Source organism: Nocardia neocaledoniensis (genome assembly GCF_029868625.1).
Taxonomy (GTDB): Bacteria; Actinomycetota; Actinomycetes; order Mycobacteriales; family Mycobacteriaceae; genus Nocardia; species Nocardia neocaledoniensis_A.
In genome coordinates, this window is sequence record NZ_JARWOJ010000230.1 from 1 (window position 1) to 19880 (window position 19880).

Genomic DNA, 19880 nt, shown 5'->3' on the forward strand with positions numbered 1-19880 from the left:
CTTTCCCCACCCCGGTTTTTTTTTTTTCTGGCCGACATCTTTATCCTAATTGTTTTTTTTTTTTCCCGGGGGGGGCGCCGCCGCCGCCCCCCCCGCCGCCGACGCCGAATCGCTGTCAAGCGAATTCCTGGACAGGATTCCGTTGCCCGACACGGTTTTTCCGAGTTCGGCTCAGCCCTCCCCGCAGGCCGGCCGGTCCCCGCGGCGAGAATGTCTCTGTGTCGAATATTGCGGAGAGCCCTGCGGGGGTGGAGGCGGCGCGGTGGCGTGGCGGGGTGGTGTTCAGCCCGGGGCTGATGGCGTTCACCGGGGGCATCGGCGACACAGCCGCGCACGCGCACGCCGCGGTGCAGGTGCTGTTCGTCGCCCGCGGCGCGCTCACGCTCACCGACGCGGCCGGTCGCACCACGCCCGCGCAGGCGGCGATCATCCCGCCCGGTGTGGGCCATCAGGTCGGTGCCGCACCCGGCACCAGCGGGTTCGTCGCGTTCCTCGACCCCGATTCGGTGACCGCGCGGGCCGCCGTCGCGCGCTTGGCCGGGCTACCCGGCGAGCACGCCATGAGCTGGGTCGCCGCCGCCCGTCCACGCCCACCGGCGCCGCGCGCTCCGGCTCGACGACAGCGCGCGCATCCGGTCGTCACCGAGGCGCTGCGGGCCGCGGCGGAGTGGCCGGGCGGCCCACCCGCGCTCGGCGCACTCGCCGGCCGGGTGGGGATCTCGGGCAGCCGCTTGTCGCACGTGTTCACCGAACACGTGGGGTTGCCGTACGCGGCGTGGCGGCGCTGGAGCCGGTTGCATCTGGCGTTCGCCGTGGTGCGTGCCGGCGGCTCCCTGACCGAGGCCGCCCACACCGCCGGGTTCGCCGACAGCGCTCATCTGACCCGCACCTGCCGCGACCTGATCGGCCTCACCCCCACCGAGGCGCTCATCGCCACCGGCTGGCGGCCCGCCCCCGCGGGGCGCGGCGAAGTCGGCTGATTTCTTCAAGCGCCGCACCAGGCCCGGACGTGACGCTGATTCCCATGACGTCCACGCTCGTCCGCCCCCTCATCCGCTACGGCTACGTTCCGTTCATGCTGCTCGGTGTCAACGGCGCCGGCATCGCCCTGGCCGCCTCCGGCGCGCCCAAGGCTTGGTTGATCGCCCTGCTGGCGGTCGCGATCGCGGTGTCGTTCACCGCCGAACGACTGCTGCCGTACCAGAATTCCTGGAACAGCTCCCAGGGTGACCTCGGCCGCGACACCGCCCACGGCATCATCAACGAAACCCTCATCCTGGCGAGCGTCGCCGCCGTCCCCGCCCTCGCCGCGCTGGTCCCCTGGGCCGGGATCTGGCCGCACGACGCGCCGTTCGCCGTGCAGGTGCTGGCCGCTGTTCTCGTCGCCGACCTCGGGATCACCCTGGCCCACTACGCCAGCCACAAGATCGGGGTGCTGTGGCGGTTCCACGCCGTGCACCACAGTGTCACCCGCTTCTACGGGCTCAACGGGCTGATGAAACACCCGCTGCACCAAACGATCGAGACGACCGCCGGGGTCACCCCGCTGCTGCTGGCCGGGATCCCGGTGCCCGTCGCCGCCGCGCTGTCGCTGGCGGTGGCGGTACAGCTGCTGTTGCAGCACTCCAACGCCGACTACCGCGTCGGACCCTTCAGACGCGTCCTGGCCCTCAACGAAGGCCACCGTTTCCACCACCTCAAATGGGCCGGTATCGGCGATGTCAACTTCGGTCTGTTCACCCTCGTCTGGGACCACCTGCTCCGCACCTACAGCTACGACCCCGCCCGCCGGTTCACCAGCGACGACCTCGGCATGGCCGCGAAACCCGACTACCCGGCGGGCTACCTGGCGCAGCTCGCGGAACCGTTCACCCGCCACGGCGCCTGCCACTTCACGGCCGACACCACCCGCCCGGACGAGCGCTCGCCGAGCGGGTCGGCGCCGTTCAGCGTGCCGGGAGAACCCGGCTGAGAAAGTCGCGCTCGTCGCCCGCCGCGGCGCCCAGCAGGGCGAAGTGGTCGGTCCCGGGGTACAGGGCCAGCCGGCTGACCGCGCCGGACTGCGCGAGTTGCTGCTGGAGCAGGATCGTGGTCGGGGCGGGTTGGACGGTGTCGGCCTCGCCCTGCAACAGCAGGACCGGCCGTCGATGGCCCGTGGTGGGGATGGTCAGGTAGTCGGTCAGTGCGGCGGCCAGCGGCTGTTCGCCGAGCGGCCGCGTGAACAGATCACCGACGGCGTGGCCCGCGACGGCCTCCTCCAGGGCGCCGAGGCAGCGCTCGCCGGCTCGGGCGACGGCGAGCATGTCCCGGCCGTGCGGACTCAGGTGGTCGGTGACGCGCACGTCCGGCCGGGCCTGGTCGAGTCCGGCCAGGATCATCACCAGCCGGGCGTGCAGGCCGTCGAGGCCGGGCATGACCGGGGTACCCGGCCGGCCCAGCGCGGTGATCGCCTCGACGACATTGCTGGTCGGCGCGTAGGCGAGGGTGCCGCGCAGATCGAGCTCGGCGGCGTAGCCGGACCACAGCTGTGCGGCGGCCAACGCGGCCTGGCCGCCGATGGAATGACCCGACGCGACGAAGGACGACGACAACGTGGGGTCGACGGCGCCCGCCGCGCGGACGGCGTCGAGCACGGCGTGACCCGCCGCCCGCCAGGCGAGGTACTCGTAGCTGCCCGGCGCGCCGAGGCCGATGTAGTCCGTGGCGGCGACCGCGTAGCCCTGGTCCAGATAGGCCGTCAGGTGCGGTGTCTCGTCGAAGGTGTCGGCGATGCCGCCGGTGAGATTGGGCGCGCATCCCTCGGTCACGCCGCTGGTGCCGTGCGCCCACGAGACCACCGGTCTGCCGTCGGCCGGCGGTTCACCGGCGGGCACGAAGACGCTCGCGCCGCTGACCTGCGGTTCGCCGTTTTGTCCGGTGGTCCGGTAGACGATCCGGAATCCGGTGGCCGCTCCGGGGATCAGCTCCGGGCCGGTCAGCGCGCGGGACGAGACGACGGTGCCCGTGTCATCACCGGGCGGCGGTGCGGCGGCGACGGAGCCGGTCGAGGCGGCGAGCAGGGCGAACAGGGTCGCCGGGACCAGGTATCGCATGGTGTTCCTTTCGGTGACTGGTGTCGAGATCAGTGGTGGGCGTGGGAGCCGCCGAAGGGTGTGCCGATGCCGGCGTAGCGAAGCAGCAGCATCATTCCCTCCTCGGCGTGGGGAAGGTTGTGGCAGTGGTTCATCCAGATGCCGGGATTGGTGGCGCGGAAGGCGATCTCCCAGACCTCGCCGGGCCGGACGTCGAGGGAGTCGACCCACAGCGGGCTACCCTGCGCGGGCTCGCCGTCGCGGGACAGGATCAGGACGGGATGGCCGTGCAGGTGCCAGGGGTGGGTGTCGAGGCTGCGGTTGACCACGGTGAAGTGGACGATGTCGCCCGCGCGCACCACCTGGTCGGGGATGGCGGGGTGGGCGCGCCCGTTGACGGTGTGCGCGAACGACGGTCTCCCGTTGACCCGGGCGATGCCGCGATCGAGCACGAGGGTGAACCGCCGGTCGGGCGCCGGTAGCCGCACGAGTGGCGCCGCACCGTAGGTCAGCAGGTCGAGGTCCGGCCAGTCGCGGGCATCGGATCCTGCTGTCGGATAATCGTTTTCGGCGCCCAGTCGCGCTGCGGTGTCGCCGTCGAGCAGCACGATCGCACCGGCGGCGGGCATCGTGAATTCGAGGTCGTAGCGCCCACCTGCGGGCACGCGCAGCTGGACGCCGCCGACGGGTGCCGGCCGGTCGAGGTCGCGTCCGTCGACGGCCACGACGCGGAAGTCGGTGCCGGCGAGGGCGAATCGGTGGGAGCCGGAATCGGTGTTGATCAGCCGCAGTCGCGTCGCCGCACCCGTGGGCACGTCGTGGTCACCGCCACCGTCGAGCAGCGGAGCGTGCCCGTCGAAAGTGTGCACCGACATCGTCAGCTCACGCCTGTCCGCGGGGGCCGCGCGCGGGAAGACGATCAGATGGCCGTAGAGGCCGCGTCGCACGCCCGGATGGGAGGCGTGATGGGTGTGGTACCAGTAGGTTCCGGCCTGCTCGGCACGGAAGCGGTAGACATGTCTGCCACCCACCGGCACGGCGTCCTGGGTCACCCCCGCCACGCCGTCCTCCGCGCAGGGCACGTCGTAGCCGTGCCAGTGCAGCGTCACCCCCACGTCGATGTCCTCGTTCACCAACTCGACCTCGACGAGGTCACCCTGCTCCGCGACGATCGCCGGGCCGGGGACCGTGCCGTCGAAGGTCCAGGCCTCGACATCGCCGGAACCCACGCGCACCGTGGCCGTGCGCGCGGTGCGGACGTACCGGCGCAACACTCCCCCGGGCGCAGGCGTATCGGGTCCGCGCAGCGTCCGCACCGATATCTCCGGGCCCTCGGAGTGTTCGATCCCGGCGACGTCGCGACCTCGCGACAGGCCTACGACGCCGCCCGCGGCGCCCACCACAGCGACCGCGCCGGCCAGTCCGAGCGCTCGTCGCCGGGGCATCCCGACGGGCCGGGTACCGCCCTTCGGCCGGGGCCCAGAATGGGACTGGTCAGTCGAATCCCGCTCGGGAACAACGGGTTCCGACAGGACGCGATGCGTCAGGAGCGCGGCCGCGCCGAGCGCGACGAGCGCGACGAGCGCGGCCACCGGAGTCAGCGGGTAGCCGATCAGGAACGACACGGCGAAACTCGCCACCGCCGCGTATCCGGCGGTCGCCGACGCCGTCACCGCCCCCGCCGTCGGGCCCGCGCCGCGGCGCGCGGACACCCCGGCCACCACCGCGACCACGGCCGCGACGGCGGTGACCGGCAGCCCGAACCAGACCTTCTCCTGGACGAACCACCACCCTCGCCCCGCCAGCACCGCCACCGGAATCGCCCGGGAAAGTGTCAGTGCCACAGCGACACTCAGCATCACACCGACGAACCGAGCCGATCGCCGCCGCGCCACGAGACCGGCGGCGCCGAACCACGCCGACGCACCGGCGACGGTCACCGCGTGGTCGAGCACGATCCACCCCGCGCTACTCATGACACCGGCCGCGCCGCCGGTGCGGACTGTCCGCGCGCCTGCCGCAGGAGCGCACCGACCGTGCCGACGATGAGCATCCCGTTCACTCCGTGCACCCCGAACAGCAGCGCGCCGGTGTCGTCCCCCACCGCGCCGGCGACCTCCTTGATCACGGACTGCACCAGCACGAGCGCTGCCACCAGGCCCGCGGTCCCCGCCACCCGGGCCGGCATGCGCGCCACCGCCGCGACGAGCGCCACGACCAGCGCGAGCACCAGGATGATGTTCCCCAACGCCCGGTGCGGGGCGAACGCCTCCTCGGCGGGCGCGCTGTCGAACGCGCCCGCGGCGGCGAGAAAGAACTGGACGACGACGGTGACCATCAGCACCACGGCCAAGCCGGTGACGAGTTTCTTCATGGCACCGATCGTCGCGCCGAGCAGGGGTTGTGCGCGTCCGGCAGCCGCGGTGACCGGCTACGCGAATCGACGTAGCCGACGCCGCGCCACCTACGCAGGACCGCGTGGTCCTGCGCGCGTCCGCGCGCACGCGCAAGCACGCTCTCTCCCTTACGATCACGGCATGGGACGGTCCGAGGAATTACGGGTGCGCGCATGGTCGGCACGGCGGCCCGCCTGGTTTCCGGACCTGCTGCTCGCCCTGTTCGTCATCGGCGTGCAGGTGCAGAGCGCGGGCATCCCGATGGGCGCGGAGCCGGTGACGCGGCCCATCACCGACTACTGCTACACCGCGTACGTGCTGCTGGCGCTCGGCGGCGCGCTGCTGGTGTTCCGGCGCCGCGCACCGGTGCCGGTGTTCGTCGCGACCGGTGCGCTCACGGTGGTCTACTTCGCGCTCGATTTCCCGGACCGGCTGTCCTGTCTGGCCCTGTTCGTGGCCACCTACACCCTCGCCGCGCACGGCACGGGTCGGCGTCCGGTGCTGGTCGCGGCGGCCGGGACGGCGGTGCTGGCCCTGGCCTGGCTGATCGCGGCGGCCGATGTCACGCCCAGCGCGGCGATCGGGTGGGTGTTCTTCCGGATCGGCGCGGCCGTTCTGAGCATCACCCTTGGCATGTCGGTGCGGTCCCGGCGGATCATCGCCGAGGACGCCCACCAGCGGGCCGTCACCGCCGAACGGCTGCGCGAGAAGGAGGCCACCGCCCGGGTCGACGCCGAACGGCTGCGGATCGCGCGCGAAGTGCACGACACCGTCGCCCACGCCATCACGATCATCAACGTGCAGGCCGGAGTCACCGCGCACGTCCTGGACAAGCGGCCCGATCAGGCCAGGGAGACCCTGCGCATCATCGAGCAGACCAGCTCCCGTGCCCTCCGGGAGATGCGGGCGATCCTGGGGGTGCTGCGCGGCGACGACCGCCGGGCACCGAGCCCAGGGCTCGCCGAGCTCGGCGATGTCCTGGACGTGGCCGGGGACGCCGGACTACGGATCACCGCCGATCTCCCCGGCGGGGACACTCCGCTGCCGAGCGCGATCGAGGATACGGCCTACCGGATCGTGCAGGAGTCGATCACCAACGTCATCCGCCATGTCGGCCCCAGCGCGGTCACCGTGTCGGTGGTGCCGGGCGAGCAGGTGGTGCGCATCCTGGTACGCGACGACGGCGGCGACGGCACGGCGCCGCTTCCGCGTCCGGACACGGCGGGCACCGGCCGCGGCATCACCGGCATGCGGGAACGGTGCAGGCTGCTCGGCGGCGATCTCACCGCGCAGCCGCGGGCCCAGGGCGGATTCGAAGTGGTCGCCCACCTCCCGCTGGAACCGGCCGGAGCGCTCGCATGACACCGATCACCGTGCTGCTCGCGGACGACGAACGCCTCGTGCGGTCGGGGTTCAAGGTCCTGCTCGACCTCGAGGACGACATCAACGTCGTCGGTGAGGCCACCGACGGGATCGAAGCCTGCGAACTCGCCCGCGCCACCCGGCCCGACGTCGTGCTGATGGACATCCGGATGCCACGCCTCGACGGCATCCGCGCCACCGCCCGGATCGCGAGCACAGCGGGCCTCGACCAGGTGCGGGTGCTGATTCTGACCACCTATGACACCGACGAGAACGTCTTCGACGCCCTGGCCGCCGGGGCGAGCGGCTTCTTGCTCAAGGACGCCGGACCGGCCGAGTTGCTGCACGCCATCCGGGTGATCGCCGACGGTGACGCCCTGCTCGCGCCCCGCGTCACCCGCCGCCTCATCGGCCAGTTCGCCGGCAGGCGCCGGATCGCCGAGTCGGCCGCCCGTCGGCTGTCAGTGCTCACCGAGCGCGAACGGGAAGTGCTGGCCCTGGTCGGGCGCGGGATGAGCAACGACGAGATCGGCGCCGCCCTGTTCCTGAGCCCGGCCACCGCCCGCACCCATGTCGGCCGGGCGATGAGCAAGCTCGGCGCGCGCGATCGAGCGCAGCTGGTCGTCATCGCCTACCGGACCGGTCTCACCACCGTCGACGAGTAGCCGGGCGCCGGTGGTGTGGCCGTCAGCTGGGCGCCGGCCGGTGTACGACGATGCCGGAGGCGAAGCAGGTGGTGCCGAGCAGGCGCAGGTGCGTCGTGTCGGATTCTTACGGTGCCGCGCCTCGGTCGCGCGCTTCGGCGCCGGACTGCCCGGCGGCAGTGGCGGATCGGCGGCGGCACCGCGCAATGCCGCGCTCCGACAAGGGGTCCCACCACTGCCCCGGGCACCCTGGCTAACCGCCTACAGGCACAGGCTGACCTCGATCGGCCCGAGCGGGAGCGGCACGCACACTTCCACCGAGCCCGAGACGGGGCTCGGCGCCGCGGCGGTGGCGGTTCCGGCGCTCAGCGCACACGCGGACAGCGCGAGGGCGACGACGGCGAGCGGACGGGCAGTTCTGGGATTCATACGATCTTCCTCGGTTGCACAATATGACGTGTCCCGGCTTCGGGACATCACGATGCAATCACAGCCGGTATGTCGAAATCCCATAGTCGGCACGGCTTTTGACGTATCTATGCACCGTGCGGAAAATTGTCGTAGGTATCCATAAAGAATGTACGGCCGTCGAGTTCCGCGGTCCTACGCCCCCGGCGCCCGCCCCGAGCCGGGCGAGCGCGTCAGACGACGCGGGCGGGTTCCCCGACCGGTATCGGCTCGTCCGCGCTCTTCGACGGCAGATGGCGGCCGGTGACCAGGAACAGGGCGACGAGGGCGACCGCGAGCCAGACATAGGTGTCGCCGAAAATGTGCTGCCACCACGTCCACGATGTCTCGCGATGCTCCCCGTCGGGCAGGAAGCTGTGCGGCGCGACGACGAAGACCGCGGCCACCACGACGGCGGTGGCGTACCAGCCGCGGGCGCTCGACGCGGGCAGCGTGCGGGCGTGGCAGACGACGGCCAGCAGGGCGGGGGCGATCCAGATCCAGTGGTGCGACCACGAGATCGGCGACAGCAGCAGCGTGAAGACGGCATTGAGGGCCAGCGCGATCGCGGGCGCGTCGGCGGCCTTGCGCATGGCGGCCACGACCAGGGCCAGCAGCAGGGCGCCGAAGAACAGCCACAGCGCGTCGAACGGCAGCCCGGTGACGTGCAGGCGGGCCAGCACGGCCTGGATGGACTGGTTGGTGTGGAAGGCGGAGCCGCTCAGGCCGGAGACGTTGCCGAGGCCGCCGAACCAGTAGCGGGTGGACTCGGTCGGCAACAGCGCGAAGGAGGCGACGGTGGCGATCGCGCCCGTGGCCGCGGCGGTGGCCGCCGCCTTGTAGTCCTTGCGGACGAGGAAGAACAGCACGAAGGCGGCCGGCGTCAGTTTGATCGCGGCGGCCAGGCCGATGAGCATGCCGCGCGGGTAGCGGGTCTTGAGCAGCAGGCAGTCGGTGGCCACGAGCACCATCAACAGCAGGTTGACCTGACCGAAGTCGATGGTCGAGCGCACCGGTTCCAGCAGCATGGCCAGCGGCAGCGCGCACGCGGCGACCAGCAGGGCGGCCTGACGGTTCTCGCGGTGGTAGCGCCGCGCGACGAGGTACAGCGTCCAGCCCAGCGCCGCGACCGAGACGACGACGTAGAGGATCTTGGCCAGGCTCCACGGCAGCAGCGCGAACGGCGCCAGCGCGACGGCCGCGAACGGCGGGTAGATGAACGGCAGGCCGATCCCGATGGAGGTCTTGGGCAGCTGCCCGTACATGTCGGCGCCGTCACGCATGGCCTCGATGCCGAGGCGATACACCTGCAGGTCGATGAAGCCGCCGGAATACTGCTCGAACGGCCAGAGCGGGATCCGCACACACACGATCGACACCACGGTGAGCAACACCGGCACCAGCCACCATGCTCGATGGATCGGGCGTGGGGAATGCTGCTGCGCGGGGTGGGTGGTGTCACTACTCATCCGCGGCGACTATACCGACTCGACCCGCCCGCCGCGTCATCGCCCGTCGCCCGCGGTGGCCGACGCGATAGCCCGCCGGATGCCCGATCGGGCGTGGTGGCGGGTGTGCGCGACCGGTTCAGCCGCCGTGGTTGTACCGCACGAGATAGCCGGCCATGGCCTCGACATCGGCATCGCTCCAGTCGGCGAATCGGGCAGTGAAGGCCTCCCGGCGACGGCGTTCGGCCGCGCGCGCGACGGCCCGGCCCGAGTCGGTGGCCCGCAGCAGATGGTTGCGCCGGTTGCCCGGATCGACCTCGCGCTCGAGGTAGCCGAGCTTCTCCAGGGCGCCGACCTGCCTGCTGACCGTCGATTTGTCGAGCAGGAATTGTTCGGCCAGGTCGGTGGCCTGGCAGCCGTCGCGTTCGAGCATCAGATCGAGGATGCTGTAGGCCACCAGACTCAGTTCCGGGTGCAGCTCGGCGGCGCGGCCGCGGGCGCGCCGGGCGAAGGCGGTGAGTTCCCGCTGGATGGTGTCGACGGCCTCGGCTCTTGTGTCTCGCGCAATCACAGTTGTAGGATACAACAATCATAGTTGTATTTACCAACTGTTTGGAGTATCCCCTCGATGACCCGCACCCAGATCCGGCATGTCGCCGGCCACCTGCTCACGCCGCTGCTGATGTGTCTGGGCATGGCCATCGCCTACCTCGGCGCCTTCCATCAGCCCACGCCGAACCATCTGGCGCTCGCGGTCGTCGGCGAGTCACCGCAGGCGATGGTGCTGGCCCAGACCATCGAGGACAAGGCGGGCCCGGCCGTCGACATCGTCACCCTGCCCAGCCGCGATGCGGCCGTGGCCGCGCTCGACGAGCGCGAGCTCACCGGCGCGTTCGTGCCCGGCGACCGGCGTCCCGAACTCCTCGTGGCCACCGCGGGTTCCGACACCAGCGCGATGGCCGCCGAGGTGGTGTTCCGGCAGGTGACCGATCAGCAGGGCGTGCCACTGGTCGTCACCGACGTGACCGCGAAGGCGGGCGGAGATCCGACCGGACAGGGGCTGTTCTTCCTCCTCGTCGCGCTGAGCGTCGGCGCGTACGGCAGTGTCGCGGTGATCGGCGCCGCGGGCGCGACGCTGCGGATGCGGGTACGCGCGGCGATCGGAGTGGTGACCGCGTTCGTGGTGAGCGTGATCGGCGTGGTGGTCGCCGGGCCGGTGTTCGCGGTGATCGACCAGGACTACGCCGCCGTGTTCGGCATCGCGTGGCTCTACGCCGCGGGCATCATCCTGATCGGCATCGGGCTGCACACCTTCCTGAAGCGCTGGACCACATTGGCGCTCATCACGCTGTTCGTGATGCTGAACTTCACCACCTCCGGCGGGGTGTACGGACCGCAGCTGCAGAACGGCTTCTTCGGCGCGCTGCACTCGTTCTGGAACGGTGCCGACTTCGTGGAGGGGCTGCGCAGCCTGCTCTACTTCGACTCCGCCGCCGGATTCGGCACGCGGCTGCTCGGGCTGGTCGCATGGCTCGCCGTCGGCGCGCTGCTGGTCGTGCTCGCGGGCCGGTACGAGGCCCGGCACGCGCCCGCACCGGTCGCGCCCGCCGCCGTCGAGGAGGAGATCGGCGAATCGGCCGCCGTCTGAGCCCGGTGAAACCTGTTGCGAATCATCCGGATCCGCGCGGAACCTCTCGCGGTTTCGCGTAGACACGAGTACGGTGTACCGCGCAACCGCGGCGGCGTCAGCGTCGCGTCAGGGGGGTCGAATCGCGGAAAGGCGGGCTGCACCGATGAATGATCCCGGCGCGCGTCCTCCGGGCGAGCCGGTGCCGCTCGATCAGCGCTACACCGGCGCCGATCCGATCGAATGGTGCGGCGCCGCGGTCTATCCGATGTACACCGAGGCGCTGGCCGTCGGCACCACCGCGGTGCGACTGCGCGCGGTGTCGGTGATGCCGCCCGCCGATGTCGCCGGGATCGGGCTCGGGCTCACCGTGCAGGACGGGCACGTGAATCTGGACGGGCGGGCCCTCGTCGGCGTCGACATCTGGTCCGACGCGCTCACGGCGGGCGTCGACATCTCGGTGACCGCGAACGCGCCCCAAGCGCTGTTCACCCTGACGCCGGTCTGGGTGGCCGAATCGGGCACCCAGCAGTCCTGGACCGGGAACTACGGAATGGTGGTGGATCTGCTGCCGGGCGGATCGTCCACGCTGTGGTGCAGCACCGGCCCCGGCACCCCGGACTTCAACGAGCTGGTCGTGGAACTCACGACCATCCCCTCGGCCGAGGTCTCGATGGCGGCGACCGCGCCCGCGCTGGTGACGATGCCGCTCACGGTGCTGCCGCCCACGTCGGGACCGGCCGTCCCCGCGCAGCCGATGCCGGTCGCTCCGCCTGTCTCGGTCGCCCACGCAACGCCGCAGACGGTCGCTCCGCCTGACCGGGCCGCTCCATCGACGCCACATACGTTCGCTCCGCCAGCCTCGACCGCTGCCGCGACACCGCAGACGGCCGCGCCGCCCGACACGACCGTTGCCGCGACGCCGCCGACGACCGCGCCCGGCTCGGCCGCCCCATCGACACCGCGAGCGGTCGCTCCGCCGGTCTCGGCCGCTGCGCCGACGCCGCCCCCGACCGACTCGACAGAAACCGAAGAGGCCGCGCCGCCGACAGCGCCGATGCCGTCGGCGGATAGCGGGCAGGGCATCGGGCGCGCACTGTACGAGCTGGGCACCGCCATGCGGGAACGCGGCGACCACGATTCGGCCCGCGCCCTGCTCGCCCAGGCCGCCGAGGCCGGGCACCGCGGCGCGGCCCACGATCTCGGCGCCCTCCTGCTCGACGCCGGTGACCACGCCGGGGCGGAGAAATGGTGGAAGGCCGCGGCCCCCGACGATCCGCGGGCCGCGGCCTCCCTCTCCGAACTGACTCAGCGCGCCTGATCGGCCAGCGGGGCCACCTCACGCACCGGCGCCACCTCGCGTGCCGCGATGTGCGTCGGCCTGCGCACCGGCGCCGCGAACGGCTCTTCCAGCGCGTTCTCCACGCTGTTGAACACCAGGAAGATGTTCGAGCGCGGGAACGGGGTGATGTTGTTCGACGACCCGTGCATCAGGTTCGAATCGAACAGCAACGCCGACCCAGCCTTCCCGGTGAACTGCGTGATGCCGAAGCGGGCGGCGAGGAAGGTGATGTCGTCGTTGGTCGGCACCCCGATCCGCTGCTCCCGCAACGACTCCCGGTAGTGGCCCGCCGGGGTCTCCCCCAGGCACGGCACGAACGTGCGGTGCGAGCCCGGCATCAGCATCAGACTGCCGTTGAACGGGAAGTTGTCGGTCAACGCGATCGACAGGCTCACCGCCCGCGGCGCAGGCATGCCGTCCTCGGCGTGCCAGGTCTCGAAATCCGAATGCCAGGTGAAGCCGCTGCCGCCGAAACCGGGCATGTAGTTCACCCGGGTCTGGTGCAGGTACACCTCCGAGCCGAGGATCTGCTCGGCCAGACCGACGATCCGCGATTCGGCCACCAGCTCGGCGATCGGCTTGCTGAGCTTGTGCACCTGGAACACCGACCGCACCTGCCCCGCGACCGGTTCCACGATGACGCGCTCGTCACCGTAGAGCACCGGGTCCGCGGCGAGGTGGCCGATCTCGGCGCCGAAGGCGGCCACCTCCTCCTGCGAGAGCAGGTCCGGGATGATCGCGTACCCGTTGGCGTCGAAACCGGACAGCTCGGGCGAGGTGACCTGACCCCACACGGTGGGATCGGTCCGCTCGAGATGCGGCGCGGGCTCGGTGAGCCGGGTCGGGTAGCGGTCGAGCCGATCAGACACTGGCATCCTCCTCCTCGACGACGAGCGGATACACCCCGTTCTCATCGTGTACTTCGCGGCCGGTGACCGGCGGGTTGAACACGCACAGCATCCGAAGCCGGGTGCGTGCGGTGACCTGGTGACGTTCGTGTCCGTTCAGCAGGTACATCGTGCCGGGGCCGAGCTGGTAGACGGTGTCGTTGTCGAGGTCGTGCAGCGTGCCCTCGCCCTCGACCAACCACACCGCTTCGACATGGTTCTGGTAATGGAATTCGTGGACTGTGCCCTCTTCGATCGTAGTCTCGTGGAACGAGAAGCCGACCTTGTCGCCACCGAGCACGATGCGCTTGCTGCGCCAGCCGGGACCGGCCACGTCCCGGTCGGTGCCGGTGATCTCGGCGGTGGTGCGCACGATCATGCGGCACCGCCACACACGTCGTCGATCGAGGCCGACAGCACCGACAGGCCGCGGTCGAGTTCGTCGCTGCCCAGGGTCAGCGGCGGCAGCAGCTTCACGACCTCGTCCATCGAGCCCGAGGTCTCCACGAGCAGGCCCTGCTCGAACGCGGTGCGGCAGACCTTGCCCGCCTGCGACGGATCGTCGAAGACGATGCCGTGCACCATGCCGCGGCCGCGGGTCGAGACCCCGGCGTGGCGGTCGGCGACGGCCTGCAGCGTGCGGCCCACGTACTCACCGTTGGCGGCGGTGCGCTGGGCGAGCTTGTCGTCGGACCAGTACTCGCGCAGCGCGGCGGTCGCGGTGACGAAGGCCGGGTTGTTGCCGCGGAAGGTGCCGTTGTGTTCGCCCGGCGCCCACTGGTCGTGCTCGGGCTTGAGCAGCACCAGCGCCATCGGCAGGCCGTAGCCACCGATCGACTTGGACAGGGTGACGATGTCGGGGGTGATGCCCGCGATCTCGAAGGAGAAGAACGGGCCGGTGCGGCCGCAGCCCATCTGGACGTCGTCGACGATCAGCAGGATGTCGCGCGCGGCGCACAGCCCGGCCAGGTGCCGCAGCCATTCCGCGCGGGCCAGGTTGACACCGCCCTCACCCTGCACGGTCTCCACGATCACCGCGGCGGGGCGGTCGAAACCGGAGGAGCTGTCGTCGAGGACGCGCTGCATCCAGCCGAAGTCCTCGATGGTGTTGTCGAAGTAGCCGTCGTAGGGCATGGGGGTGGCGTGCTCGAGCGGCACGCCCGCACCGGCCCGCTTGGCGGCGTTGCCGGTGACCGACAGCGCGCCCAGGGTCATGCCGTGGAAAGCGTTGGTGAAGCTGAGGACCGTCTTGCGGCCGGTCACCTTGCGGGCCAGCTTCAGCGCGGCTTCGACGGCATTGGCGCCGGTCGGGCCGGGGAACTGCACCTTGTAGTCGAGGCCGCGCGGCGAGAGCAGGGTGTCGCGGATGGTCTCGAGCAGCTCGCGCTTGGCCACGGTCGACATGTCCAGGCCGTGGGTGATGCCGTCGGCGGCGATGTAGTCGATCAGCGCCCGCTTGAGCACCGGATTGTTGTGGCCGTAGTTCAGCGCACCCGCGCCGGCGAAGAAGTCGAGGTATTCGCGGCCCTGCTCGTCGCGGATCCAGGCGCCCTGCGCGGAGGCGAAGACGCTCGGCCAGTCACGGCAGTATCCCCGCACATTCGATTCCATGGCCTCGAAGATGCTGGTGTCGGTGGTCGTGATCATCGTCGTTCCTCCTGGCGCTGAACAGGTGCGATGACATACAGCTGCTCTGCCTCGTGTGAATCGGGGAAATCGTGCGTTTCGAACAGGGAGACGGTGCGCAATTCCGCACCGCGCTCCCGGGCCACCGCGGCGAACAACGCCTGGGAGGCGGTGTTGCCGGGTGAGATCGTGGTTTCCAGGGTGGTGATGCCCGCCGGGACCACCGCGTCGAGCAGGGCGTGCAGGATCGCGGCGGCGAGGCCGCGACCACGGAACTCCGCGTCGACGGCGACCTGCCAGACGAACACCGTGTCCGGTGCGTCGGGCCGGATGTAACCGATGACGAACCCCACCGCGCGACCGTCGACTTCGGCGACGATCGAGGTCGCGGCGAAATCCCGGCACCACAGCAGGTAGGCGTAGCTGGAGTTGACATCGAGCACCTGCGAGTCGCGGGCGATCCGCCACAACTGCGCGCCGTCGCCGAGACGAGGTGGACGCAGAATCGGTTCCGTACCGAGAACCGCAGGGGCGGTGGCAGATTCGGTGGACATGGTGGACGAAGGCATATCTCTACAGTTGCCAACAGACTTTGCGGTCTTCATGTCGAGCTCTTTGCAGTTGTATGACGAGTCTTTTACTGCGATTGCGGATCGAGCCGATAGCCCAATCCACGCACGGTGACGACGATGCGCGGATCGGAGGGATCGCGCTCGATCTTGGTGCGCAGACGGCGGACGTGGACGTCGACGATCCGCTCGTCACCGAAAAAGCCTTGATCCCAGACTCTTTCGAGCAGCACGGCGCGACTGAGGACCCGGCCCGGCGTCTCGGCGAGCTCGCACAGCAACCGGAATTCGGTGACCGTGAGGTGGATCTCCTCGGTGCCGCGGCGCACCGCGCCCGCGTCGGCCGCCAGGATCAGCGGCGCCACCGGATCGGCGTCGAGGACGGCCTCGGGCGTACTGTCCCGCTCGGCGGCGATCCGCGCGCGCCGGCGCAGCGCGCGCATCCGCGCGGTGATCTCCTTGATCTCGAACGGTTTGCTGACGAAGTCGTCGGCGCCCGCTTCCAGCGCGGCGACCACATCGTGGGTGTCGTAGCGGGTGCTGATCACGATGATCGGCACGTCGTGGTCGCGGCGGATCTCCCTGATGCAGTCGAAGCCGTCGGTCTCGCCGCGCATCAGGTCCACGATCATCAGGTCGGGCGGACCGTCGCTGCGCAGGCGGTCCAGTGCGTCTTCGGGAACGCCGGCTTCGGCGACGGCGTATCCCTCGTCTTCCATCGCGCGGCGCAGATCGCCACGCATCTGGACGTCATCGTCCACGATCATCAGGTTCGCACTCATGCCGCGGCCTCGCTCTCGCCCGGCCCACGCATCACCGTGAACGCGGCCCCGTGCTGCAGCCGCTCGTTTCGCTCGCTCATGTGCACATCCTTTGCTGACACGCCGGGGCGTGCGCCGGAGCACCTGGGAATTCGCGTCCCCAGACCGACACGACATCCCGCCTTCGAGCTTGTTACCGATCTGTTATGTACCCAGGTTCAGGTCGGCGTAAACCCGCCGTAACAATTCGGCTGGTTCACGGCCGGGTCGCCGGTGGCATAGTCGAGGCGTGACACCCACCTACGCCGACATCGAAGCGGCCGCGGCGCGGATCGACGGACTGGTCCGGCCGATCACCGTCGCACCGGCCACGACCGGGGCCGATCCGCTCTTGTTCGCACTCGAGTACCTGCAGTTCACCGGCTCCTTCAAGGCCAGGGGCGCGCAGAATTTCGTGCGCGCGCACGCGGCCGAGGGCACCCTGCCCGAGGCCGGTGTGACGATCGCCTCAGGGGGCAACGCGGGCCTCGCGTGCGCGTGGGCGGCGCGGGCCGCCGGCGTGCCCGCGACGGTCTTCCTGCCCGATACCGCGCCCCCGGTGAAAATCCGTCGATTGCGTGACTACGGCGCCGACGTACGACTGATCGGTCTGGAGTACAAGCAGGCGCTGGCCGCGTGCCGGGAATTCGCCGCCAGCAGCGGCGCGCTCTCGGCACACGCCTACGACCATCCGCTCGTCGCGGCGGGCGCGGGCACCCTCATGCGCGAGATCCACGCCAGGATTCCCGATCTGGACACCGTGCTGGTCGCGGTCGGCGGCGGCGGGCTGTTCACCGGAACCGCACTCGCCGCCCAGCACGTCGGGGTGAGGACGGTCGCGGTGGAGCCGGTGCACTGCCGCTCGCTGAACGCGGCGATCGAGGCGGGCCGCCCGGTCGAGGTCACCGTCGAGTCGATAGCCGCGGATTCGCTGGGCGCGCCGAATGTTTCGCAGATGGCGCTCGACGTGGCGCGGCACGAGAGCGTGCGCTCGGTGCTGGTCGACGACGACACGATCCGCCGGGCACGCGGGCAATTGTGGGACGAGCACCGGATCGCCGTCGAATACGGCGCGGCGACCGCACTGGCCGCCCTGCTCGACACCGGCTCCGGCGCCGCCTATCGCCCCGCCGACGGCGAGCGGGTCTGCGTGATCCTCTGTGGCGCCAATACCGCCCCCGGCGACCTGGCCTCGTAGCCGAGCCGGTCAGCGGCGCAGCACGGTCTCGTGCTCGACGCGGGCCAGCTTCTCCGGGTTGCGCACGGCATAGACGCCGGTGATCAGGCCGTGGTCGACGCGAAGCGCGAACACCGTGTCGATCCCGTCGCCGCGGTGCAGAACCACCGCGGGATGTCCGTTGACGTGCGCCGATGTCACCGTCATCGTGGCGCCGATCCTGGGCAGGCTGCCGCGCAGCAGCTCGGCCACCGCGTCGACCCCGACCACGGGTGCGAGCGCGGCCCGCGCGCGGCCGCCGCCGTCACCGAGGAAGACGACATCCGGGGCCAGCAGGTCGAACAGTCCGCGTGGATCACCCGTCTCGACGGCTCGGTGGAACGCCGCGATCGCGGCCCGGGATTCGGTGGAGGACACCGCGCCACGCGGCCGGCGCGCGGCCACGTGGGCGCGGGCCCGGTGCGCGATCTGACGCACGGCGGCCGATGTCTTGCCGACCGCCTCGGCGATCTCGTCGTAGGGCAGGTCGAACACCTCGCGCAGCACGAAGACCGCGCGCTCGGTCGGTGCGAGGGTCTCGAGCACCAGCAGCATCGCCAGCGAAACACTCTCGGCGAGTTCGACATCGGCGGCGACGTCGGGGGTGGTGAGCAGCGGTTCCGGGAGCCAGGGCCCGACGTAGGACTCCTTGCGGCGACCGAGGGTACGCAGGCGGATCAGCGCTTCGCGGGTGGTGACGCGGACCAGGTAGGAGCGCTGGTCCCGCACGATGGCGAGGTCGACGCCGCTCCAGCGCAACCAGGTCTCCTGCAGCACGTCCTCGGCGTCGGCCGCCGAACCGAGCATCTCGTAGGCGACGGTGAAGAGCAGATTGCGGTGGGCGAGGAATGCCGCCGTCGCGGGATCCGGGGTGTCGGCCATGGTTCGCTCCTCGTTCGCGCTGTCGATGTCGCCCATCCGATGCCGGCCGGCCGCATTCTGTGACCGCCACCGGCTGTGTCATGCGTCACTCCGCCGTCCTGTCACGTCCGGGTCCGCACCGGCATCTTCATGGTCGTTCGAGTGACAACCGACGTGAGGACAAGCCCATGGAACCCCGATTCACCCTGGTGGACAACGAGATCGGCGCGAAGTTCGCCAAGCGGTTCGGCAACGCCAGCCTGGTGGTGCTGCAATCCGGACTGCCCAGGACCACGCAGGATCTGGTGATGCTGCGGGTCAGCCAGATCAACGGCTGCGGCTGGTGCACCGATGTCCACAGCAAGGACCTCGCGCACGCCGGGGAACCGGCCGTTCGGATCAACCTGGTCGCGGCGTGGCGGGAGTCCTCGGTGTTCACCGACGCCGAGCGGGCCGCGCTCGCGCTCGCCGAGGAGGGCACCCGCATCGCCGACGCGGGGCCGGGGGTCTCGGCGGCCACCTGGGCCGACGCGCGCGAACACTACGACGACGACCAGCTCGCCGCGCTGATCGCGTTGGTCGCCCAGATCAACGCCGCCAACCGGCTCGGCGTGATCGTGCGCCAGCAGGGCGGGAGCTACGTCCCCGGCGGCTACAACGCGGTCGAGAGCTGAGCGAATTCCGTTCGGGCCCTCGGGTGTTCGCCCGGGGCTCGAACGGTCAGCGGACCAGTTCGTTCTTGGTGGCGTATTTCGTCATCACCGAATTCAGGCCGCGCATGGCCAGGGTGTAGCCGTAGGGGACATAGCGCTGGCCCCAGTGGGCGAGCTGGATGTCGCGCGAGGTGTAGACCCAGTAGCGGTTGCGTTCGACACCCTTGACGACGGCGGCGGCGGCCTGCTCGGGGGTGACGGCGTGGCGCAGGAACAGGCCCATCGCCTTCTGCAGGGCGGCGTTGTCGCGGTCGACACCGGCGATGTCGACGCGGTCGACCATCGGGGTCGCCATCGCGCCGGGGCAGACCAGGCTCACGCCGATCTTGTGACGGCGCAGGTCGAACCGCAGCACCTCCGAGACGCCGCGCAGACCGAACTTGGTGGCGCTGTACGGCGCGTGCCACGGTAGCCCGAACAGGCCGGCCGCGGAGGACACGTTCACCAGGTGGCCGCCGCGCCCGGCCGCGATCATCGGCGGCAGGAACTCCTCGATGACGTGGATCGGTCCCATCAGGTTGATGTCGACGGTGCGCCGCCACTGCTGGTGCGAGAGCCTGTCGACGGTGCCCCAGGTGGCGATGCCTGCGACGTTCATGACGATGTCGACGTGGCCGACCGCCTCGAAGGTGTGCGCGGCCAGGCCGACGACCGCGGAATGGTCGCTGACGTCGGCGGCGTGCGCCAGATGCACCGTCGCCCCGGCCGCGCGCAGCTCCTTCGCCGTCACGTCGAGCGCGTCGGCGGTGATGTCGGTGAGTACGAGCGCCGCGCCCTTGGCCGCGGCGGCGAAGGCGGTGGCCCGGCCGAGGCCGCTGGCCGCGCCGGTGATCAGGCAGGTCTTCCCGTCGAACTTCGTCATGGTGGCGAC

Annotated in this window: 21 protein-coding genes; 8 read left to right on the forward strand and 13 right to left on the reverse strand. The window is 70.7% G+C overall.

Features of this window, described 5'->3' with window-relative positions; all coding sequences use genetic code 11:
* Positions 1–218: 218 nt before the first annotated feature.
* Both QH270_RS17270 and QH270_RS17275 read left to right on the forward strand, forming a co-directional pair.
* On the forward strand, positions 219–980 hold the full coding sequence (locus QH270_RS17270) for an AraC family transcriptional regulator (protein ID WP_280343362.1): 762 nt from the start codon (positions 219–221) through the stop codon (positions 978–980).
* 44 nt (positions 981–1024) lie between these two features.
* On the forward strand, positions 1025–1972 hold the full coding sequence (locus QH270_RS17275) for a sterol desaturase family protein (RefSeq protein ID WP_280343363.1): 948 nt from the start codon (positions 1025–1027) through the stop codon (positions 1970–1972).
* Here QH270_RS17275 and QH270_RS17280 read toward each other — a convergent pair.
* From QH270_RS17280 to QH270_RS17290, 3 genes are read right to left on the reverse strand one after another with little or no spacing between them, the layout of a single operon-like run.
* Positions 1947–3092 (reverse strand): lipase family protein, encoded by a 1146-nt coding sequence (locus tag QH270_RS17280; protein WP_280343365.1) that lies wholly within the window; start codon positions 3090–3092, stop codon positions 1947–1949. The genes QH270_RS17275 and QH270_RS17280 overlap by 26 nt on opposite strands.
* Positions 3093–3121: 29 nt before the next feature.
* Entirely contained in the window at positions 3122–5047 is a 1926-nt protein-coding gene (locus QH270_RS17285) for a multicopper oxidase family protein (RefSeq protein ID WP_280343367.1), read from the reverse strand.
* Positions 5044–5445 (reverse strand): DUF6220 domain-containing protein, encoded by a 402-nt coding sequence (locus QH270_RS17290; RefSeq protein WP_280343369.1) that lies wholly within the window; start codon positions 5443–5445, stop codon positions 5044–5046. The genes QH270_RS17285 and QH270_RS17290 overlap by 4 nt, the downstream gene beginning before the upstream one ends.
* 163 nt (positions 5446–5608) lie before the next feature.
* On the opposite strand from QH270_RS17290, the gene QH270_RS17295 reads away from it, so the two are divergent.
* Both QH270_RS17295 and QH270_RS17300 read left to right on the forward strand, forming a co-directional pair.
* Positions 5609–6829, forward strand: a complete 1221-nt coding sequence (locus tag QH270_RS17295) for a sensor histidine kinase (RefSeq protein ID WP_280343371.1) — start codon at positions 5609–5611, stop codon at positions 6827–6829.
* A complete protein-coding gene (locus QH270_RS17300) occupies positions 6826–7494 on the forward strand; it encodes a response regulator transcription factor (RefSeq protein WP_280343373.1) in 669 nt (222 codons plus the stop codon). Before QH270_RS17295 ends, QH270_RS17300 begins: the two co-directional genes overlap by 4 nt.
* 240 nt (positions 7495–7734) lie before the next feature.
* Here the strand turns inward: QH270_RS17300 and QH270_RS17305 are convergent, their stop codons facing one another.
* The 3 genes from QH270_RS17305 to QH270_RS17315 all read right to left on the reverse strand — a co-directional run bounded on the left by QH270_RS17305 (position 7735) and on the right by QH270_RS17315 (position 9939).
* Entirely contained in the window at positions 7735–7902 is a 168-nt protein-coding gene (locus QH270_RS17305; RefSeq protein WP_280343375.1) for a hypothetical protein, read from the reverse strand.
* Positions 7903–8114: 212 nt separating this feature from the next.
* A complete protein-coding gene (locus QH270_RS17310) occupies positions 8115–9389 on the reverse strand; it encodes a glycosyltransferase family 87 protein (protein WP_280343377.1) in 1275 nt (424 codons plus the stop codon).
* A gap of 118 nt (positions 9390–9507) precedes the next feature.
* Positions 9508–9939 carry a MarR family winged helix-turn-helix transcriptional regulator gene (locus QH270_RS17315; protein WP_280343379.1) on the reverse strand — a complete coding sequence of 144 codons (432 nt, stop codon included), beginning with the start codon at positions 9937–9939 and terminating at the stop codon, positions 9508–9510.
* A 57-nt stretch (positions 9940–9996) separates the two neighbouring features.
* On the opposite strand from QH270_RS17315, the gene QH270_RS17320 reads away from it, so the two are divergent.
* Together QH270_RS17320 and QH270_RS17325 are read left to right on the forward strand one after the other, a co-directional pair.
* Positions 9997–11016 (forward strand): hypothetical protein, encoded by a 1020-nt coding sequence (locus QH270_RS17320; protein ID WP_280343381.1) that lies wholly within the window; start codon positions 9997–9999, stop codon positions 11014–11016.
* Positions 11017–11161: 145 nt separating this feature from the next.
* Positions 11162–12316 carry a tetratricopeptide repeat protein gene (locus QH270_RS17325; protein WP_280343383.1) on the forward strand — a complete coding sequence of 385 codons (1155 nt, stop codon included), beginning with the start codon at positions 11162–11164 and terminating at the stop codon, positions 12314–12316.
* Here the strand turns inward: QH270_RS17325 and thpD are convergent.
* From thpD to QH270_RS17350, 5 genes are all read right to left on the reverse strand, one after another.
* Positions 12304–13212 (reverse strand): ectoine hydroxylase, encoded by a 909-nt coding sequence (thpD, locus tag QH270_RS17330; protein ID WP_280343385.1) that lies wholly within the window; start codon positions 13210–13212, stop codon positions 12304–12306. The genes QH270_RS17325 and thpD overlap by 13 nt on opposite strands.
* A complete protein-coding gene (locus QH270_RS17335; RefSeq protein WP_280343388.1) occupies positions 13199–13603 on the reverse strand; it encodes an ectoine synthase in 405 nt (134 codons plus the stop codon). Before QH270_RS17335 ends, thpD begins: the two co-directional genes overlap by 14 nt.
* On the reverse strand, positions 13600–14868 hold the full coding sequence (gene ectB, locus QH270_RS17340; RefSeq protein WP_280343475.1) for a diaminobutyrate--2-oxoglutarate transaminase: 1269 nt from the start codon (positions 14866–14868) through the stop codon (positions 13600–13602). Before ectB ends, QH270_RS17335 begins: the two co-directional genes overlap by 4 nt.
* Positions 14868–15404: a diaminobutyrate acetyltransferase gene (ectA, locus tag QH270_RS17345; protein WP_110040649.1), complete on the reverse strand. Its 537-nt coding sequence runs from the start codon at positions 15402–15404 to the stop codon at positions 14868–14870. Before ectA ends, ectB begins: the two co-directional genes overlap by 1 nt.
* Positions 15405–15487: 83 nt before the next feature.
* The gene (locus QH270_RS17350) at positions 15488–16201 is read right to left on the reverse strand and encodes a response regulator transcription factor (RefSeq protein ID WP_280343391.1); all 714 of its coding nucleotides are present in this window, start codon (positions 16199–16201) and stop codon (positions 15488–15490) included.
* 268 nt (positions 16202–16469) lie between these two features.
* On the opposite strand from QH270_RS17350, the gene QH270_RS17355 reads away from it, so the two are divergent.
* A complete protein-coding gene (locus QH270_RS17355) occupies positions 16470–17417 on the forward strand; it encodes a threonine/serine dehydratase (RefSeq protein ID WP_280343394.1) in 948 nt (315 codons plus the stop codon).
* Between the two features lie 9 nt (positions 17418–17426).
* Here QH270_RS17355 and QH270_RS17360 read toward each other — a convergent pair whose 3' ends face one another.
* Complete coding sequence (locus QH270_RS17360) at positions 17427–18317, reverse strand: RNA polymerase sigma-70 factor (protein ID WP_280343396.1); 891 nt, start codon at positions 18315–18317, stop codon at positions 17427–17429.
* Between the two features lie 167 nt (positions 18318–18484).
* On the opposite strand from QH270_RS17360, the gene QH270_RS17365 reads away from it, so the two are divergent.
* Entirely contained in the window at positions 18485–18970 is a 486-nt protein-coding gene (locus QH270_RS17365) for a carboxymuconolactone decarboxylase family protein (RefSeq protein ID WP_280343399.1), read from the forward strand.
* Positions 18971–19016: 46 nt separating this feature from the next.
* Here the strand turns inward: QH270_RS17365 and QH270_RS17370 are convergent, their stop codons facing one another.
* Positions 19017–19871, reverse strand: a complete 855-nt coding sequence (locus tag QH270_RS17370) for an SDR family oxidoreductase (protein ID WP_280343402.1) — start codon at positions 19869–19871, stop codon at positions 19017–19019.
* Positions 19872–19880 lie beyond the last annotated feature (9 nt).

What these genes read in the sequence shown, in the direction of transcription:
- ectA (WP_110040649.1), bottom strand. Translation starts at nt 15,404, where the DNA reads ATGTCCACCGAATCTGCCACCGCCCCTGCGGTTCTCGGTACGGAACCG.
- QH270_RS17365 (WP_280343399.1), top strand. Translation starts at nt 18,485, where the DNA reads ATGGAACCCCGATTCACCCTGGTGGACAACGAGATCGGCGCGAAGTTC.
- QH270_RS17335 (WP_280343388.1), bottom strand. Translation starts at nt 13,603, where the DNA reads ATGATCGTGCGCACCACCGCCGAGATCACCGGCACCGACCGGGACGTG.
- QH270_RS17370 (WP_280343402.1), bottom strand. Translation starts at nt 19,871, where the DNA reads ATGACGAAGTTCGACGGGAAGACCTGCCTGATCACCGGCGCGGCCAGC.
- QH270_RS17320 (WP_280343381.1), top strand. Translation starts at nt 9,997, where the DNA reads ATGACCCGCACCCAGATCCGGCATGTCGCCGGCCACCTGCTCACGCCG.
- QH270_RS17285 (WP_280343367.1), bottom strand. Translation starts at nt 5,047, where the DNA reads ATGAGTAGCGCGGGGTGGATCGTGCTCGACCACGCGGTGACCGTCGCC.
- QH270_RS17300 (WP_280343373.1), top strand. Translation starts at nt 6,826, where the DNA reads ATGACACCGATCACCGTGCTGCTCGCGGACGACGAACGCCTCGTGCGG.
- QH270_RS17325 (WP_280343383.1), top strand. Translation starts at nt 11,162, where the DNA reads ATGAATGATCCCGGCGCGCGTCCTCCGGGCGAGCCGGTGCCGCTCGAT.
- thpD (WP_280343385.1), bottom strand. Translation starts at nt 13,212, where the DNA reads ATGCCAGTGTCTGATCGGCTCGACCGCTACCCGACCCGGCTCACCGAG.
- QH270_RS17310 (WP_280343377.1), bottom strand. Translation starts at nt 9,389, where the DNA reads ATGAGTAGTGACACCACCCACCCCGCGCAGCAGCATTCCCCACGCCCG.
- QH270_RS17290 (WP_280343369.1), bottom strand. Translation starts at nt 5,445, where the DNA reads ATGAAGAAACTCGTCACCGGCTTGGCCGTGGTGCTGATGGTCACCGTC.
- QH270_RS17350 (WP_280343391.1), bottom strand. Translation starts at nt 16,201, where the DNA reads ATGAGTGCGAACCTGATGATCGTGGACGATGACGTCCAGATGCGTGGC.
- QH270_RS17275 (WP_280343363.1), top strand. Translation starts at nt 1,025, where the DNA reads ATGACGTCCACGCTCGTCCGCCCCCTCATCCGCTACGGCTACGTTCCG.
- QH270_RS17280 (WP_280343365.1), bottom strand. Translation starts at nt 3,092, where the DNA reads ATGCGATACCTGGTCCCGGCGACCCTGTTCGCCCTGCTCGCCGCCTCG.
- QH270_RS17295 (WP_280343371.1), top strand. Translation starts at nt 5,609, where the DNA reads ATGGGACGGTCCGAGGAATTACGGGTGCGCGCATGGTCGGCACGGCGG.
- QH270_RS17305 (WP_280343375.1), bottom strand. Translation starts at nt 7,902, where the DNA reads ATGAATCCCAGAACTGCCCGTCCGCTCGCCGTCGTCGCCCTCGCGCTG.
- QH270_RS17360 (WP_280343396.1), bottom strand. Translation starts at nt 18,317, where the DNA reads ATGGCCGACACCCCGGATCCCGCGACGGCGGCATTCCTCGCCCACCGC.